The sequence below is a fragment of the Noviherbaspirillum malthae genome, from assembly GCF_015352985.1.
GTDB lineage: Bacteria > Pseudomonadota > Gammaproteobacteria > Burkholderiales > Burkholderiaceae_D > Noviherbaspirillum > Noviherbaspirillum malthae.
Map to the genome: position 1 here is coordinate 66385 of NZ_JACYXF010000005.1, position 15030 is coordinate 81414.

Sequence of the window (15030 nt, forward strand, 5' to 3'; positions counted from 1 at the left end):
GCGTTTTTTCTTCGCGGGATAACAATTTTCAACGCCCGAAGCGCTTCCCGGCCAGATCGAACGTCAGGCTTCCCTGGAAACTGTCCCAGTCGACATCCGGCGCGTCGCTGGCCGGCAGCATATGCGCGGCGCTGATCATCCAGACGCCGGCATAAGGCAGGTTGAATCCGACCTTGCCGTCGGTGCCGGTGCGGGCGCGTATCGTCAGCACCTGTTCCTCCTGCCTGTGCCAGGCCTTCACCAGCGCGCCGGCCAGCGGCTTGCTGTCGAAAAACAGGGTAAAGGTCAGCTTGTCGCCGGCGCTGCGCGCCAGCGGATCGGAAGCCGGCACGATTTCCAGCCGCTGTCCGGTCAGGACGGAATAGGTGCCGTCCGACTTGCCGCCCACGCGCAGCAGCGTCTTGAGATGCCGGCGGTAGCGTTCGCGTCCCGCCTGGTCGGCGTTGCCGTCGGCTTCGCGCTGGCGAATGACCGCATCGAGGCCTTCCTCATGCAGGTAGGCATGAAATTTGTCCGCCGACAGGGTGGCCTGGTCTGGATTGCTGTCGTAGGCCAGCATGTAAGTGCCGGCAGCGGGCAGCGACAGCTTCAGTTCCGGCAGCGATTGATCGGCTGGCAGCTGGGCGCCGAGGTCGGTTGGCGCCGCCCTCGAGTACAGGAGAATGGCTGCCGTGCGCGAGGCGTCGACCGGCAGAACTTCTCCGGTGAAGTACTCGCCGACATGGAGGCTGAGCGAGGTCGGCGCGCCGACTGCGGGCGAGAACGGCTTGGCCATCAACCAGCCTTCGTCCGCGGCGGCTGCCCGGGGAAACGACAGGGACGCGGCAAGCGAGGCGGCGATGAAAGCGAGGCGGTACGGCATTGCGGATTCGGTCGACATGGGCGGGCGCCGGGAGGGTGCGGCCTTCGCCCGCCGCGCTCAGGCGGTTTTGGCCGGCTTGTTCACCATCAGGAAGAAATGCGCCTTGGCGCCGAAAACGCGCTTGTGGCCCACGTCATGCTGCGGCGAACCGGGCAGCCTTTCGGCAAAGTTGTAGAGCGCCGGGGCGTCGATCAGGTTGAGCACGCCGGGCGCAGTCCAGTGCCGCTTGCCTCCTGCGCGCAGCATCCGCTGCCAGACGCCTTGCGGCAGCAGATGCAGCAGCGGCAGGCCGGTGTTGAATTCGATCGGATGCTTGCGGTTGGAAGTGGAAACGAACACGCCCTTGCGCGCGACACGGTAGAGTTCCCTGACCAGCGCGAACTGGCGCTCGCCGCCGCCGACGTGTTCGATGACCTCGTTGCAGAAAACCCAGTCGAAGGCGCCGTCGGAAAACGGCAGCTGCAATTCGGATGACGGCGCGGACGACGGCGAGGAAGCGGCGGCCGACGGCGGCTCGATCTGGTAGGACAGGATGCGCGAACGCTCCTTCTGGTCGCACCAGGCTTCAAGAAGATCCGGCTTTTCGAAGATCGGGCCGGGCATCATGCCGACGTTGAGCGTGGTGTCGTTGGCGTTGCCCTGCTTGAATTGCAGGAAGGCGTCGAACAGCTTGCGGCGCTGCGATGCCAGTATCTTGTCGACGAAGGCGCCGCCCGGCGTCAGATGATATTGCGCGTTGATTGCCTGCTTCATTCTTTCTCCCGTGCGGGATCCTGTTTTGTTGTCATGCATGGCGGGCAAGTCTTGCCGCACCTTGCCGGCCATCCATGCCGCTTCCTGCCAGAGCATTATTCAATGCCTTGGCCGTGCTGCCGTTGTGCAAACACAAGCCTGAAGCCAGCCGCGTGCGCGCATCAACCTTTTTCGCCACAAATGCTTGCCGGTAGGGAACGAACATCGCGGGCAGGAGTCTACTGCCGAGCGTAATTTCCAACAAGCAATATAGGCAACAGGTCGCAGCGGAAAAATGGAACAGGTATTAAGCATGTTGTACGGTATTTCCGGTGTGGCGGCGTTGGGCTGCTATCTGCCCCAGCTGCTGCGTTATCACCGGGACCCGCAAGCCCGCCGTTCGATTTCGGTCGTCTCCTGGAGCGGCTGGATCGCAGTGACCCTGATTACGCTGCTGTACGCCGTGTTCGTGGAAAAGAGCAGGCTGTTCGCCGGTGTCACTGCCATGAACGCTGCCGCCCAGTGCGTCGTGCTGGCTTATGGCATCCGGGGCCGCACAGGTCGCTTCTTGCCGCAGGCCGCAAGCCCGGAACCTGCGGGGCAGGACAGCGGTAGGTAACGGCCGTACCGGCAAGGCTTATAATCCAGGCTCCCGGCTTTGCTGCAATGCAACGCAAGGCTTTCAAGGCAACTCAGGGCACCATGCCTTGTTCATCAAGAGATCAACCACATGATACGGCGCCGCCGCTTATTCCCTGCCACTGCCGCGCCGTCCCTGCCGCCGCGACGCCGGCTTGCCGTTCTGGCAGCTTGTACTGCCTATGCGGCAACGGTGCTGTACCTGCCGACGCGGGCGTTCGCCGCGGAACCCTTGCCCACGCTGCAGATCGGCGTGGGACTGTTCAAGCCTCCGTATTTCCTTGGCCCGGATGCCGGCGGAATGGAATACGAAATTGCGGAAAAGGCACTGGAAGCCGGCGGATACAGGATGGCGGCGCAGCATCTGCCGCCGTCGCGGGCGCTGGCGCTGCTGCGCGCCGGTCACCTGGACGGCATGCTGACCGTCACCGAAGGAATCGGCGGCAGGCAATACTTCTCCGAACCTTATCTGCATTACCAGAATGTGGCCATTGCGCTCAGCAGCCGGAATTTGCGCATCCGCGGCGTCAACGACCTGCGCGGACTGTCGCTCGCGGCTTTCCAGAATGCCAGCATGCTGCTCGGCGAGGAATTCCGCGCCGTCGCCGACAGCCATCCGGACTACAGGGAGTATCCGCAGCAACTGACTCAGAACAAGCTGCTCTACACCGGACGGGTCGACGTGGTGGTCGGCGACCGCCTGGTATTTCGCCATTTAACCCGCCACATGGAAACGCCGATCGATATCAGGCAGGCGATCACCATTTATCCGCTCTTTCCGCCCAGTCCGCGCATGGCGGTGTTCCGGGATGCGGCGGTGCGGGATGCCTTCAACGCGGGATTGCAGGCGATCCGCCGCAGCGGCGTCTACGGCGCGATCTTGAAGAAATACCAGGAACCGGCGTAGTGTTAACCCCCTGATCCTGCACACTTTCCGCCGCTATAGCACAATACCGTCCATCAGGGCGCCGCGGCACACCAGACCGCGTCTTGCGCCATTTTTACTCGAGGCTGCTCCATGAAATGGACCATTGTTACCCTTTACCTGCTGTCTATCCTCCACATTCATTTCCGTGGCCGGGTACGGCTGCCCTTCTTCCGCCAGATGTTCGACCATTCGTCGTTCATGGCGCCGATCAACCTGTTCATGCATGCGTTTTCGCGGGTGCCGTCCACGCCCTACCTGCCGGTCGACACCTTCAAGGAGCTGGAGCCGCTGCAGAAGAACTGGGAAGTGATCCGCGCCGAGGCGCTGAACCTGCTGACGCTGCAAAAGATCAAGGCGGCGGAAAAGAATGACGATGCCGGCTTCAATTCCTTCTTCAAGGCCGGCTGGAAGCGCTTCTATCTGAAATGGTATGACGCCAGCCATCCGTCGGCCGAGCGCTTCTGCCCGCAGACCGTGGCCCTGCTGCGCAATATTCCCTCGGTGAAGGCAGCGATGTTCGCCGAGCTGCCGCCGGGCGGCCAGCTCAACCGCCACCGCGACCCCTTCGCCGGCTCGATGCGCTATCACCTCGGCCTGGCGACGCCCAACGACGACCGCTGCTTCATCGAAGTCGACGGCCAGCGCTACAGCTGGCGTGACGGCCAGGGCGTGATCTTCGACGAGACCTATATTCACTGGGCGAGGAATGAAAGCGAGAGCGACCGCATCATCCTGTTCTGCGATATCGAGCGCCCGATGCGCTACCGCTGGGCGCAGGCCATCAACCGCTTCCTCGGCCGCACGATGATGACCGCGGCCAGCTCGCCCAACGAGACTGGCGACCAGCTCGGCGGCGTCAACAAGGTGTTCCGCATCTCCTGGCTGATGGGACAGTACCGCCGCCGCTTCAAGGCATGGAACCGCAATGTGTACCACGTGACCAAGGGCGCATTGATCATTGCCGCGCTGGCCCTGATCATTTACCTCTGATGCCTCAACGCGCCGCATTCGTACGGCGCCTGCCCTTCTTCCCGCGCATTCGCGCAAGCATCAAGACACTCGCTTCGAACACGCATGCCCTTCCCGGGACATGCGTGTTTTTGCATAGGCGCTACTGAAGCGCGATGATGCCGCATGCCAGGCGCTTGCCCGCATTGCCGGTAGGCTGGGTCTTGTAGTCGTCGGGATCGGCATGCACGATCAGGGCCTTGCCGACGATGCTGTTGGACGCATCCCTGGACAGGCTGACCTGGCTCGCCGGAATGCTCAGCTTGAGCACCGCGTTGCCGTTGGCGTCGGCTTCGAGGTTGCCGAAATCGCCGGCATGGCGGTCGGAGTGGTCGGGGCCGCCGTGCGGTTTGCTGCCGGGATTGAAATGTCCGCCGGCGCTCATGCCGTCGGGCGAACTGCAGTCGCCCTTCTCGTGCACATGGAAGCCATGCAGGCCGGGAGTGAGACCGTCGACGCGGGCATCGACCAGGATGCGGTCGCCGTTCTGCACGAAGCTGACCGCGCCGCCGGTCTTGTTGCCCTGGGTGGGATTGAGCTGGGATACCGCAATCGGCTTGGGATTGCCGGCGCCCTGACCGGACATGCCGGCGCATCCGGCAAGGGCGATGCTGCCGAGCAGCAGGCTGGCGACGAGTCGCATGGTGAACCTCCTTCTATTGCTTTGCTTCGTTTTTATTAAAGGCTTGAATGATGCGGGAGATAACGATCCCAAGGAACGGACTCAGATTGGCATATCCCGCGCCCCCGGGATAATCGCATGCATTCCGGCATTTTCTCAAGCCGGCAAGCCCCGGTTTGATCTGGCTCAGAGATGCGCACGGGCGTAGAATCTTGCGCTTCATGAATCGACGCAGGGAGGAATGCTTGAACAAACGTGATTTCCTGGCGGCCGCCATTGCCGGCGGCCTCGCGCTGCCTGCGGCAACAGCGGCGGCGGCCGGCCGGCCGGCGCGCAACGTCTCCCGCGGACCGGCCCTGCTCACCGTGACCGGCGCCATCCAGAGAGGCAACCGCAGCGGCCTCGATCCCGCGCTCGACCAGCTGATGAAGAAGCAGGGCGTCAAATTCGAACGCGCCTATGCCTTCGACTTCCGCGCGCTGACCGCGCTGCCCTCGCACCTGATACGGCCGACGCTGGAATACGACAGGCAGGTCCATGCCCTGCGCGGCCCCCTGCTGCTCGATGTGGTCAAGGCCGCCGGCGGCATGGTGGGCGACAAGACCAAGCTGGTCCTGCGCGCACTCGACGGCTACGCAGTCGCCGTCCCGGCTTCGGATCTGCAGAAGTACCGCTTCATCGTCGCCACCCACCTTGACCGCAGGCCGATGCCGCTCGGCGGACTCGGGCCGCTGTGGGCGGTGTATGACGCAGACCGCTTCAAGGACATGGCGGCCAAGCCGCTCAGCGAGCGCTTCGCGACTTGCCCCTGGGGCCTGTACCACATCGAAGTGCAATGAAACCGCATCTGCGGCAGGCGGAAAACGAAGCCGGCCACGGCTTCTTAGTCAAGCCGAAAGCGCTCTAGCTGTTATAGTGGAGCGCTTCTTCAATGCCTCAGCCGACACGCATGAAAGACCTCCGCGGCAATCTCCGGCAACGGCTCCGCTCCCCAGGCGGCATCGTATTGCTTTATCTGCTGTTTGCCGCAGCCTGGATTGCCGGCTCCGACCGTGCGATCCGCTTCCTGTTCCGCGATCCGGACCAGCTGGTGCGCATCGGAACGATGAAAGGCATGATCTTCGTCGGCATCACCAGCGGCCTGCTGTTTCTGCTGCTCAGCGCATGGCATGCGTCGCTGGTGCGCACCAAGCGGGCATCGGACCTCTACCGCGACCGGCTGGAACGCGTCCTCAGGGGAACCAACGACGGCTGGTGGGAATGGGACCTTGCCAGCGGCCAAATCTACTTCTCGCCGCGCTGCTGGGACCTGCTCGGCTACGGCACCAGCGTCGCCCGCGGCGACATTGCGATGTGGAGCACCGTCCTGCACCCCGACGACTCCGTGACAGCCAGGCGCCGCGTCGACGAACTGCGGTCGGGCCAGGAGTCCGGCGCCACGTTGGAAGTCCGGCTCAGGCATCAGGACGGCCACTACATTCCCGTGCTGTCGCGGCTGATGGTGCTGCGCGACGCCCAGGGCAAGGCGGTGATGATATCCGGCGCCAACATGGACATGACCGAGCAGAAGCGCAGCGAAGAGCGCCTGCGGCAGTCGGCGGCAGTCTTCGAGACCACCCGCGAAGGCGTGGTGCTGCTGGATGCGGAGCGCCGCATCCTGATGGTCAACCATGCGTTCACCGACATCACCGGCTACAGCGAACAGGATGTGATCGGACAGTCGCCGTCGATGCTGCGCTCCAACCGCCACGGCGAAGACTTCTACCAGAAGGTATGGGCGGCGGTGCAGCGCGACGGCCATTGGTGCGGCGAGGTCTGGCAACGCCGCAAGAGCGGCGAAGTTTATCCGGAACTGCTCGGCATCAGCGCCGTGACCGACAGCGCCGGGCTGATCACCAATTACGTCGGCGTGATTGCCGACCTGTCGCAGCTCAAGGCATCGGAGACGCGGCTGGAATTCCTGTCGCAGCACGATCCGCTGACCAATCTGCCCAACCGGGTGCTGCTGCTGTCGCACCTAGAGCACGGCATGCGGCTGGCGCAGCGGGACAGCAGCATCATGGCGCTGCTGATGCTCGATCTGGACCGGTTCAAGGATATCAACGACAGCTTCAGCCACGATGCCGGCGACGAATTGCTGCAGCAGGTCGCGAGGTGCCTGGCTTCGAGAATGCGCGACATGGATACGGTGGCGCGGCTGGGCGGCGACGAGTTCGGCATCGTGCTGCCCAAGCTGGCGCATGCGGAAGACGCCGCCATCGTCGCCAACGGCATCCTGGGCGCGCTCAAGCAGCCCTGGACGCTGGCCGACGGCACCGAGGTGCGCGTCGGCGTCAGCATCGGGATCAGCATTTTCCCGGACCACGGTACCAGCACCCAGGAATTGCTGCAGCATGCCGACGCGGCGCTGTACCAGGCCAAGCAGGAAGGACGCGGCCGCTTCCGCTATTTCTCGCAAGGCATGACGCAGGCGGCGCGCGAGCGTATCCGGCTCGAAGCCCGGCTGCATCGCGCGATCGAACAGAACGAGCTGCGCGTCCACTATCAGCCGGTGGTCGATGTTGCCGCCGGCCGCATCGTCGGCGCCGAGGCGCTGGTGCGCTGGCAGCATCCCGAGGAAGGCCTGATACCGCCGGCACGCTTCATTCCTGTAGCCGAAAGCACCGGCCTGATCGACGCCATCGGCGAATGGGTGCTGCGGGAAACCTGCCGCCAGGGCAGGCAGTGGATGGACGCCGGTCTGCCGGCGCTGACGCTGGCGGTCAACATGTCGCCGCGCCAGTTCCGCCACCGCGACATCAGCGTCACCGTGGCCGAGGTCACGGCGCATACCGGCTTTCCGTCGACGCGGCTGGAGCTGGAGCTGACCGAGAGCGCACTGATGGAGCCGGATGCGGCGGAGCTGCTGCAGCGGCTGCGCGAAACCGGCGTGCGCCTGGCGATCGACGATTTCGGCACCGGCTATTCCTCGCTGGCCTACCTGCAGCGCTTTCCGCTGGATGTGCTGAAGATCGACAAGGGTTTCGTCGATGCGATTCCGCACGGTCCCGACCGCGGCGCGATCGCCACTTCCATCGTCGCCATGGGCCATTCGCTCGGCTTCAGGGTGCTGGCCGAAGGCGTGGAAAAACCCGAGCAGCTGTCATTCCTGCATGCGCTGGGCTGCGACATGTACCAGGGCTATCTGAGGAGTCCGCCGCTGCCGCCGGAAGCATTCGAACGGCTGCTGCGGGACCCATGAAAAAGCGGCGCACGCGGCGCCGCTCCCTGCTCATTGAAAGACCAGCTGTCAGGGCTTCATCACGATCTTGATGCACTCGTCGGCCTTGTTGCAGAAGATGTCGTAGCCATGCGGCGCATCTTCGAGCGACATGTGATGGGTGATGATCACCGCCGGATCGATTTCCCCTTTCTGGATGCGCTCCAGGAGCGGACGCATGTAGCGCTGCACATGCGTCTGGCCGGTGCGGATGGTGAGCGAGCGGTTCATGACCGTACCGAAGGGCACCTTGTCGAGGAAGCCGCCGTACACGCCGGGAATCGACACCACGCCGCCGTTGCGGCAGGACATGAGCGCCTGGCGCAGGGCGACCGGGCGATCGGTCTCGTTCATCATCGCCTGCTTGACGCGGTCGTATGCACCCATCATGCCCATGCCGTGCGCTTCCATGCCGACCGCATCGATGCAGGCATCCGGTCCGCGTCCGCCGGTCATCTCCTTGAGCGCTGCCGAGATATCGACTTCCTCGTAGTCGAGCGTGATGGCCTTGGACACCTCGCGCGCCATGCGCAGCCGCTCCGGGAAGCGGTCGATCGCGATCACCCGTTCCGCGCCGAGCAGGTAGGCGCTCTGGATGGCGAACTGGCCGACCGGGCCGCAGCCCCAGACCGCCACCACCGAGCCCGGCTTGATGTCGCAGGCTTCCGCCGCCATGTAGCCGGTGGGCAGGATGTCGGACAGGAATAGCACCTGGTCGTCGGTCAGTCCGTCGGGCACCTTGATCGGGCCGACATCGGCGTAGGGCACGCGCACATACTCGGCCTGGCCGCCGGCATAGCCGCCGGTCAGGTGCGAGTAGCCGAAGATGCCGGCTGGCGAATGGCCCCACATCTTCTCGGCCATCGCCGCGTTGGGATTGGAGTTTTCGCACACCGAATACAGCTTCTCGTTGCAGAAGAAGCAGTTGCCGCAGGCGATCGGGAACGGCACCACCACGCGGTCGCCGACCTTCAGGTTGGTGACGCCGCTGCCGAGTTCGACGATCTCGCCCATGAATTCATGGCCGAGGATGTCGCCCTTTTCCATGGTCGGGACGAAGCCGTTGTACAAGTGAAGGTCGGAACCGCAGATCGCGGTCGAGGTGATCTTCACGATGGCGTCGCGCGGATTGAGAATCTCCGGATCGGGTACGTTGTCGACCCGCACGTCGCGTTTTCCATGCCAGACAGCTGCTCTCATCCCGGTGCTCCTTTCCTGAACAGTAGACGGTTCCATGCGCCGCGCTCGCCGGACGGCTGGCCGACGGTGGTCGGAATCTCGCCGGTTTCGATCAGCCACTTGAAGCGGCGCAGGTCTTCATCGATCTGCACCGAAGGTTCCTCGCCGAACATGCTTGCAATCAGCGCGCCGGCGACGCCGCCTGGCGGCTTGTAATGCATGACGACGCGGACGATGGTGCCGCGCCCGCCCGGCGCCGCCTCGAACAGTACGCGGCCGGCATTGTCGACATCGGCGCCTTCCACCGATTGCCAGGCCAGTTCGCGGCCGGGCTGGTCGACGGTAACATCCGCATCCCACTCGACGCTGCTGCCGGCCGGTCCCTTGGCTTTCCAGTGGAAGCGGTTGCCGGTGACGGCCTGCACGGATTCGAGGTGCGTCATGAAGCGGGGGAAGGCTTCGAAGTCGCGCCAGAAGCGGTAGCACTCGTCGGCCGTCTTGTTGATGGTGATGGATTTTTCCACATTGACGTAGCCGCTCGTGTCCGGACCCTGGCCCATCAGCTTGCGCTGCTGGTTGTCCATGCCCGCGATGATGTCGAGCGCGGTGACGCCGGCGACCGCCGCTGCCGCCCATGCGATGCGGCGCTGGTCGTTGCCGCGGTCGCGCGCGGCGTTGGCCAGCAGCATCAGGTCCATCGCATCGCCGGCGACGCGGCTCCACAGCCAGTTGGCCGGGCGGCGCTGGCTAAGAATGCCGATGCCGGCGCTCAGTTCGCGGGCGCCGATGGCGCGCATGAGCTTGGGGCTGTCGGCCACGCCGATGGCGCGCGAAACCTTTTCCGGCGCCAGCAGCTGGACAAGGCCCAGGCCGATGCTGAACCAGCCGAGCGCCTTGGCAAGCTGCTCGGCGCGTGCCGCGTTCGGCGCGGGGTATTGCCGGTCGTAGGACGATCCGGTCTGGAAGGCGTCGGGGTCACTGCCGAGAAAGTCATTGGCGCTTGGTAAGTGATGCCCTGCCTGATAGGGTGCCGCACCCGTGGTCGCCGGGCCTGCTGCCTGATGTTGCATGGTTGTTCCCTCCGTTGCGCGCGCCCCGCCCGCATACCGTTGCCGGCGCGGGAAGGACGTGAGGATATGAAAAGGAAAAGCGAAGCCGGCGCAAGCGCCGGAACAAATCTCTGTCACCCGCCGCATCGACCGGGCCAATGCTTCAGCAGCCTTGCCGGCCACCGCACCCTTTGTTATCGATGAAACAAGTTCTGAATGACCGGTTAGTCAAACAATCAACAAGGGGAGTTCCCCTTGCGGGGCAGCCGCGGAGAAAACCGCGGGCATGGACGGCTCGCCATTGCATAGCGGCATCGCGGCATGGAGGAAGGCGAAGCGTTTGGTGTTCTGGAGGCCGGCATGGCCGGCGGGAAATATGCAGGGAGAGTCCTGCTCAGGAATTGCCAGGCTGTTCGTTCTTGACGCGTTCCTGGGTCGACATCTGCTCGAAGGTTTCCCAGTCGAGTTCGGTGACTTCGGGCTTGGGAATATGGCGGTAGTTCTCGAGGCCTTCATTGATGTATTCATCGGAAGTCTCGTCGACCTTGGCCGCTGCCGCTGCGGCTGCGGTGGCCGCTTCGCTGGCGGGCTTGACGCCGGCCTGGACAGACACCGCCTGCCCGGCCTGCGCAGCTTCCTTGATCGGGAAGCGCCAGTAGATTTTTTCCAGCTGCAGGCCGCAGCTCTTGCGCACGTGGTCGCGCAGCGTCATCTCGATGATATGCGACAGGCGGAAGCGCTTCATCGGCTCGGACTCGACCACGGCGATGAAGGCTTTCGCGCCGGCCAGGCGGGTCGAGTCGCAGGAGACCGCGACGCCGCTGCGGCGGAAGTAATCGATGATGGTGGCGTTGATGGCGCTGATGTCGCTCGCCGCGCGCCTGGCCTTCGACTTCGCCGAGACCGCCGCCGCAAGAATGCCGATGACGAGTGCGAGCAGCAGCACGATGAGCGTCAGGGTAACGGCGTCAGCTTGGAATGGCATTCTGGGTCGACCTTAGTGGAGATGGCGATGCGCTGCAGAGCGGATTGAACACGATCATATCACCGGAAAACACGGATGGAATTGAATCGGTGCAAATGTGAGGCCGGAGTGTGGCCGCCGTCCGGTTTTGTGCTGCACGCCGGGCGGCGCGTAGGACAAACCCGGACGGCAGCGTGCGCCTTTTACCGTCGACTCAGGCGGATTTCGTCAGCAGCGTGAAGTGCTCCACCACCGGCATCGAGGCGAAATAGGGGCCGACTATCCCGCGCCATTCCTGGAAGGCCGGCGACTCGCGGAAATCGACGGTATGGTTTTCCAGCGTCTCCCAGAAAATCATCAGCACGTAGCGCTCCGGCGATTCGATGCCCTTGTTGACCTTATAACCCTGGAAGCCCTTGGCCTTGGAGATCACCTGGTCGAGGCCGCGCTGGATGGCGGCGTCGAATTCGGCTTGCTTGCCGGGCTGGATGCGGATGTCGGCGAGTTCGAGAATCATGATGGTTCCTGTACGTCCTGTTGTGAAAGAAATGCAAAACGGAATTATTGCATCTTCCCCAGGGAACGCGCAGGCGGCGCCTTGCCGGTCTTTGTCCGGGCCGCTTTCGGCTTCGGCCTGGCCTTCTCGGCCTTCGGCTCGGCCTTGGCCTTGGCCTTGGCCTTGGTTTGAGCGTTGGTTTTGGCCTTTGCCTGACGTGCATCGGCCTTATCCGCCGACGCCTTCAGCCGCTGCTGCAGCAGCGCCACCACCGCCGCTTCCTCCGGTTCGAGGGCATGCAGGTCTTCCTGCAATTCCTGCCGGGCCCGCTGCTGCAGCGCCTGCAGCATGGTGCCGTCGAGATAGGACTCGATCACCGCCGGATGCACATAGCATTTGCGGCAGATGCTTGGGGTATTGCCGAGCTTCTCGGCGACCGACTCGATCGCGCGCACCACGTTCTTCTTGGCCTGGGCTTCGGAGTCGAATTTTTCGTATTCCTGCAGCGCCAGCGCCGCCAGCACGGTGCCGGACCAGGTGCGGAAGTCCTTGGCGGTGTAATCCTCGCCGGTGACGGTGCGCAGGTATTCATTGACATCGGCCGAGCCGACGCTGCGCTGCTCGCCCTCGTCGTCGATGTACTGGAACAGCTCCTGCCCGGGCAGGTCGCGGGTGCGGCGGATGATGCGCGACAGGCGCGCGTCGTCAACCTTGATCGCATGCTGCACGCCGCTCTTGCCGCGAAAGCGGAATTCGACTTCGCTGCCGTCGATGCGCACATGGCGGTCGCGCAGCGTGGTCAGGCCGAAGGACTTGTTCTGCCTCGCGTACTGCTCATTGCCTATCCTCATCATGGTCGCTTCCAGCAGATAGACGATGGTGGCAAGCACCTTTTCGCGTGGCAGGCCGGGCAGCTTCAGATCCTTGTCGACCTGCGCCCGGATAGCCGGCAGCGCCTGGCCGAAGCTGATCATGCGTTCATACTTGGCTTCGTCGCGCACATTGCGCCAGCGCGGGTGATAGCGGTATTGCTTGCGCTGCCGGGCGTCACGCCCGGTGGCCTGCAGATGCCCGTTTTCCCAGGGACAGATCCAGACGTCGGTCCAGGCCGGCGGAATCACCAGCGAGCGGATGCGCGCGAGCGTGGCTTCGTCGCGCACTTCCTTGCCGCCGGCATCCAGGTAGCGGAAACCGCCGCTGCGCGCCTGCCGCGTCAGGCCGGGACTATTGTCGGTGACATAGCGCAGGCCGATCTGGCGCGCGACCTGTGGCGATTCCTGCAGGGGAGGGGTGGCGGTGGTCATGGTGCACCGTTTGACATGCAGCCGGCACGCGGGTTGCTCCGTGCCGGCATGAGCCATGTCAATTGATGCAACGCAGAACAACGCTGGAAGGAGCTGCCTTTCTCCTAGAAGGAAGAGCCTTTCTGCTGCAGGAATACGAGTTCTTCGGGCGTGGATTCCCGGCCCAGGATCTGGTTGCGGTGGGGGAAGCGGCCGAAGCGGCTGATCACTTCGCGGTGGCGCACCGCGAAATCGTAATAGCCGCGGAAGGTCTCGCGATGGGCCTCCGGCACGCCGTCCAGCAGTTCGGCGAACAAGGCCACCGCCTGTTCCTGGTCGGCGAGCGATTCGGAGTGCTCCAGCGGCAGGTAGAAGAACACCCGCTCGACCGGCCGCAGCTTGGCCTGCACGCCTTCGCGCAAGCCTTCCTTGCACCAGGTCCGCGCCAGGGCGTCGTAGGCGAAGGATTGCGGCGTGCCGCGATGGATGTTGCGCGGAAACTGGTCGGTGAGCAGGATCAGCGCCAGGCGGCCGGCGGCGGTATCGGCCCAGCCGTCGAGCCGACGGGCGGCAGCCTGGTCCAGCCAGGGACCGAAACGCTCGCGCATGCCGGCGTCGAGCGCTTCATTCTTCGACCACCACAGCTTGGCCTGGCGATCCGCCGTCAGCTTGTCGTCGGCGTCGAGACCGAACCAGAATTCGATGATGGTTGCCGGGTTTTCCATTCCGTTCCTTGTGCTTGTTTGCTCGCCTGTATGACGCATCCGTCCAGGCGGACGTTCATTCACGCGTTCAGCGAGGCCGGCGCCGGCTCGCGCGGACTGGCCGCGGCCTTGACCGGCAGCGACATGGCCAGCACGGTGCCCTGCCCCGGCATGCTCTGAATGTCGAGCTCGCCGCCGAGGATGGCAACGCGCTCCTGCATGCCGATCAGTCCGAAATGATGCGCCTTGCGGCGGTCGCCGGGATACATGCCGACGCCGTTGTCGCGGATCGTCATGTTCAGGCAGCTGCGGTCGATATGCAGTGCGACGTGCACCTGAGACGCACGCGCATGCCGGCCGATATTGTTGAGCGATTCCTGCAGGATGCGGAACACGGCGGTGGCATGCGCATCCGACAGCCCTTCGCCGCAGCCTTCCATCACCAGTTCGCAGCGGATCGCATTGCGCGATTCGAACTGGCTGACCTGCCATTCGATCGCGGCCTGCAGCCCGAGGTCCAGCACCGGCGGCCGCAGATTGTTCATGATGCTGCGGATCGATTTCATCGTGGCGTCGAGCTGGTCCAGCGCCAAGGCGACCCGTTCCTTGAACTTGCGGTGGCGCGCGCCGATGCGCTGGTGCAGGCTGACCACGTCCAGCTTCAGCGCCAGCAGGTTCTGGCCGAGATCGTCGTGGATTTCGCGGGCGATGCGCTTGCGTTCATCTTCCCGGATGCGCTCCTGGTAGGCGGCCAGCTCGCGCAGCACCGACTGCGAATGCTGCAGCGCCTCTTCCGCCTTGCTGCGTTCGGCGATCTCGCGCTCGAGCTGATTCACTGCCGACTGCAGTTCCGGATGCGTCGGCATCTTGGCCGCCTTGGCGATCACGACCACGAGCATGCCGGCGGTCAGCAGTGCAAACACGGCGGCCACCAGGTCGAGCAGGGCCTCGAGCTGCGCATCGGGATGGGAAACGGTCCAGAGGGAGGCGAAATGCGTGCTCCCGAAAACAAAGAAGAACAGGGCCAGCATCACATAGATGGCCTTGAAGCGCAGCGGCTTGCGGCTGACCAGAACGAGAAAGCCGCAGGACATCGCATAGAAAGCCAGACCGCTGCTGATGCTGGACAGCACGTGCGCCTTCAGCCAGCTGTTGCCTGCCTGTGCGCACACAGCTTGCAGCAGCGCGTTATTGACAGAAAAGAATTCGGCAAATGCAGTATTCACGCCCCCTCCCCCGTTCTTGCCATGCCTGCAGTCAGTGCAGCGAAGCCGAGTGCATGGCGGCACAAGTGTTGTTAGCAAC

The 15030-nt window shown here is 64.1% G+C and carries 17 protein-coding genes; 5 read left to right on the top strand and 12 right to left on the bottom strand.

The genetic code is table 11. The features are described 5' to 3' along the window. Positions 1–28 precede the first annotated feature (28 nt). The 3 genes from IGW03_RS09935 to IGW03_RS09945 are packed head-to-tail and all read right to left on the bottom strand — an operon-like array spanning position 29 to position 1856. On the bottom strand, positions 29–880 hold the full coding sequence (locus tag IGW03_RS09935; protein WP_194722396.1) for a DUF4198 domain-containing protein: 852 nt from the start codon (positions 878–880) through the stop codon (positions 29–31). 39 nt (positions 881–919) lie between these two features. Beyond that, positions 920–1615 (bottom strand): class I SAM-dependent methyltransferase, encoded by a 696-nt coding sequence (locus IGW03_RS09940; protein ID WP_194722397.1) that lies wholly within the window; start codon positions 1613–1615, stop codon positions 920–922. A gap of 31 nt (positions 1616–1646) precedes the next feature. Beyond that, the gene (locus tag IGW03_RS09945; protein ID WP_194722398.1) at positions 1647–1856 is read right to left on the bottom strand and encodes a hypothetical protein; all 210 of its coding nucleotides are present in this window, start codon (positions 1854–1856) and stop codon (positions 1647–1649) included. 33 nt (positions 1857–1889) lie between these two features. Here IGW03_RS09945 and IGW03_RS09950 point away from each other — a divergent pair, with 33 nt between their 5' ends. The 3 genes from IGW03_RS09950 to lpxO all read left to right on the top strand — a co-directional run bounded on the left by IGW03_RS09950 (position 1890) and on the right by lpxO (position 4151). Next, entirely contained in the window at positions 1890–2213 is a 324-nt protein-coding gene (locus IGW03_RS09950; RefSeq protein WP_194722399.1) for a hypothetical protein, read from the top strand. Positions 2214–2324: 111 nt separating this feature from the next. Continuing rightward, positions 2325–3140 carry a substrate-binding periplasmic protein gene (locus IGW03_RS09955; RefSeq protein WP_194722400.1) on the top strand — a complete coding sequence of 272 codons (816 nt, stop codon included), beginning with the start codon at positions 2325–2327 and terminating at the stop codon, positions 3138–3140. A gap of 111 nt (positions 3141–3251) precedes the next feature. After that, the gene (gene lpxO / locus IGW03_RS09960; RefSeq protein WP_194722401.1) at positions 3252–4151 is read left to right on the top strand and encodes a lipid A hydroxylase LpxO; all 900 of its coding nucleotides are present in this window, start codon (positions 3252–3254) and stop codon (positions 4149–4151) included. Between the two features lie 121 nt (positions 4152–4272). Here the strand turns inward: lpxO and IGW03_RS09965 are convergent, their stop codons facing one another. Together IGW03_RS09965 and IGW03_RS09970 are read right to left on the bottom strand one after the other, a co-directional pair. Beyond that, positions 4273–4812: a superoxide dismutase family protein gene (locus IGW03_RS09965; RefSeq protein WP_194722402.1), complete on the bottom strand. Its 540-nt coding sequence runs from the start codon at positions 4810–4812 to the stop codon at positions 4273–4275. Between the two features lie 13 nt (positions 4813–4825). Next, the gene (locus tag IGW03_RS09970) at positions 4826–5044 is read right to left on the bottom strand and encodes a hypothetical protein (RefSeq protein WP_194722403.1); all 219 of its coding nucleotides are present in this window, start codon (positions 5042–5044) and stop codon (positions 4826–4828) included. Between IGW03_RS09970 and IGW03_RS09975 the strand changes: the two genes are divergently transcribed. Together IGW03_RS09975 and IGW03_RS09980 are read left to right on the top strand one after the other, a co-directional pair. Further along, the gene (locus IGW03_RS09975; protein ID WP_194722404.1) at positions 5037–5630 is read left to right on the top strand and encodes a putative pterin-binding protein; all 594 of its coding nucleotides are present in this window, start codon (positions 5037–5039) and stop codon (positions 5628–5630) included. The genes IGW03_RS09970 and IGW03_RS09975 overlap by 8 nt on opposite strands. Before the next feature lie 110 nt (positions 5631–5740). Next, complete coding sequence (locus IGW03_RS09980; protein WP_228535307.1) at positions 5741–8032, top strand: putative bifunctional diguanylate cyclase/phosphodiesterase; 2292 nt, start codon at positions 5741–5743, stop codon at positions 8030–8032. A gap of 48 nt (positions 8033–8080) precedes the next feature. Here the strand turns inward: IGW03_RS09980 and IGW03_RS09985 are convergent, their stop codons facing one another. The 7 genes from IGW03_RS09985 to IGW03_RS10015 all read right to left on the bottom strand — a co-directional run bounded on the left by IGW03_RS09985 (position 8081) and on the right by IGW03_RS10015 (position 14951). Next, entirely contained in the window at positions 8081–9250 is a 1170-nt protein-coding gene (locus IGW03_RS09985; RefSeq protein WP_194722405.1) for a zinc-dependent alcohol dehydrogenase, read from the bottom strand. Further along, positions 9247–10299 carry an SRPBCC family protein gene (locus IGW03_RS09990; RefSeq protein ID WP_194722406.1) on the bottom strand — a complete coding sequence of 351 codons (1053 nt, stop codon included), beginning with the start codon at positions 10297–10299 and terminating at the stop codon, positions 9247–9249. The genes IGW03_RS09985 and IGW03_RS09990 overlap by 4 nt, the downstream gene beginning before the upstream one ends. Positions 10300–10672: 373 nt before the next feature. After that, positions 10673–11263: a hypothetical protein gene (locus tag IGW03_RS09995; RefSeq protein ID WP_194722407.1), complete on the bottom strand. Its 591-nt coding sequence runs from the start codon at positions 11261–11263 to the stop codon at positions 10673–10675. Positions 11264–11456: 193 nt separating this feature from the next. Further along, positions 11457–11759: an antibiotic biosynthesis monooxygenase family protein gene (locus IGW03_RS10000; protein ID WP_194722408.1), complete on the bottom strand. Its 303-nt coding sequence runs from the start codon at positions 11757–11759 to the stop codon at positions 11457–11459. A gap of 44 nt (positions 11760–11803) precedes the next feature. Next, a complete protein-coding gene (locus IGW03_RS10005) occupies positions 11804–13042 on the bottom strand; it encodes a DNA topoisomerase IB (protein WP_194722409.1) in 1239 nt (412 codons plus the stop codon). A 104-nt stretch (positions 13043–13146) separates the two neighbouring features. Continuing rightward, positions 13147–13746: a DUF924 family protein gene (locus IGW03_RS10010; RefSeq protein WP_194722410.1), complete on the bottom strand. Its 600-nt coding sequence runs from the start codon at positions 13744–13746 to the stop codon at positions 13147–13149. Positions 13747–13805: 59 nt separating this feature from the next. Beyond that, on the bottom strand, positions 13806–14951 hold the full coding sequence (locus IGW03_RS10015; RefSeq protein ID WP_194722411.1) for a sensor histidine kinase: 1146 nt from the start codon (positions 14949–14951) through the stop codon (positions 13806–13808). Positions 14952–15030 lie beyond the last annotated feature (79 nt).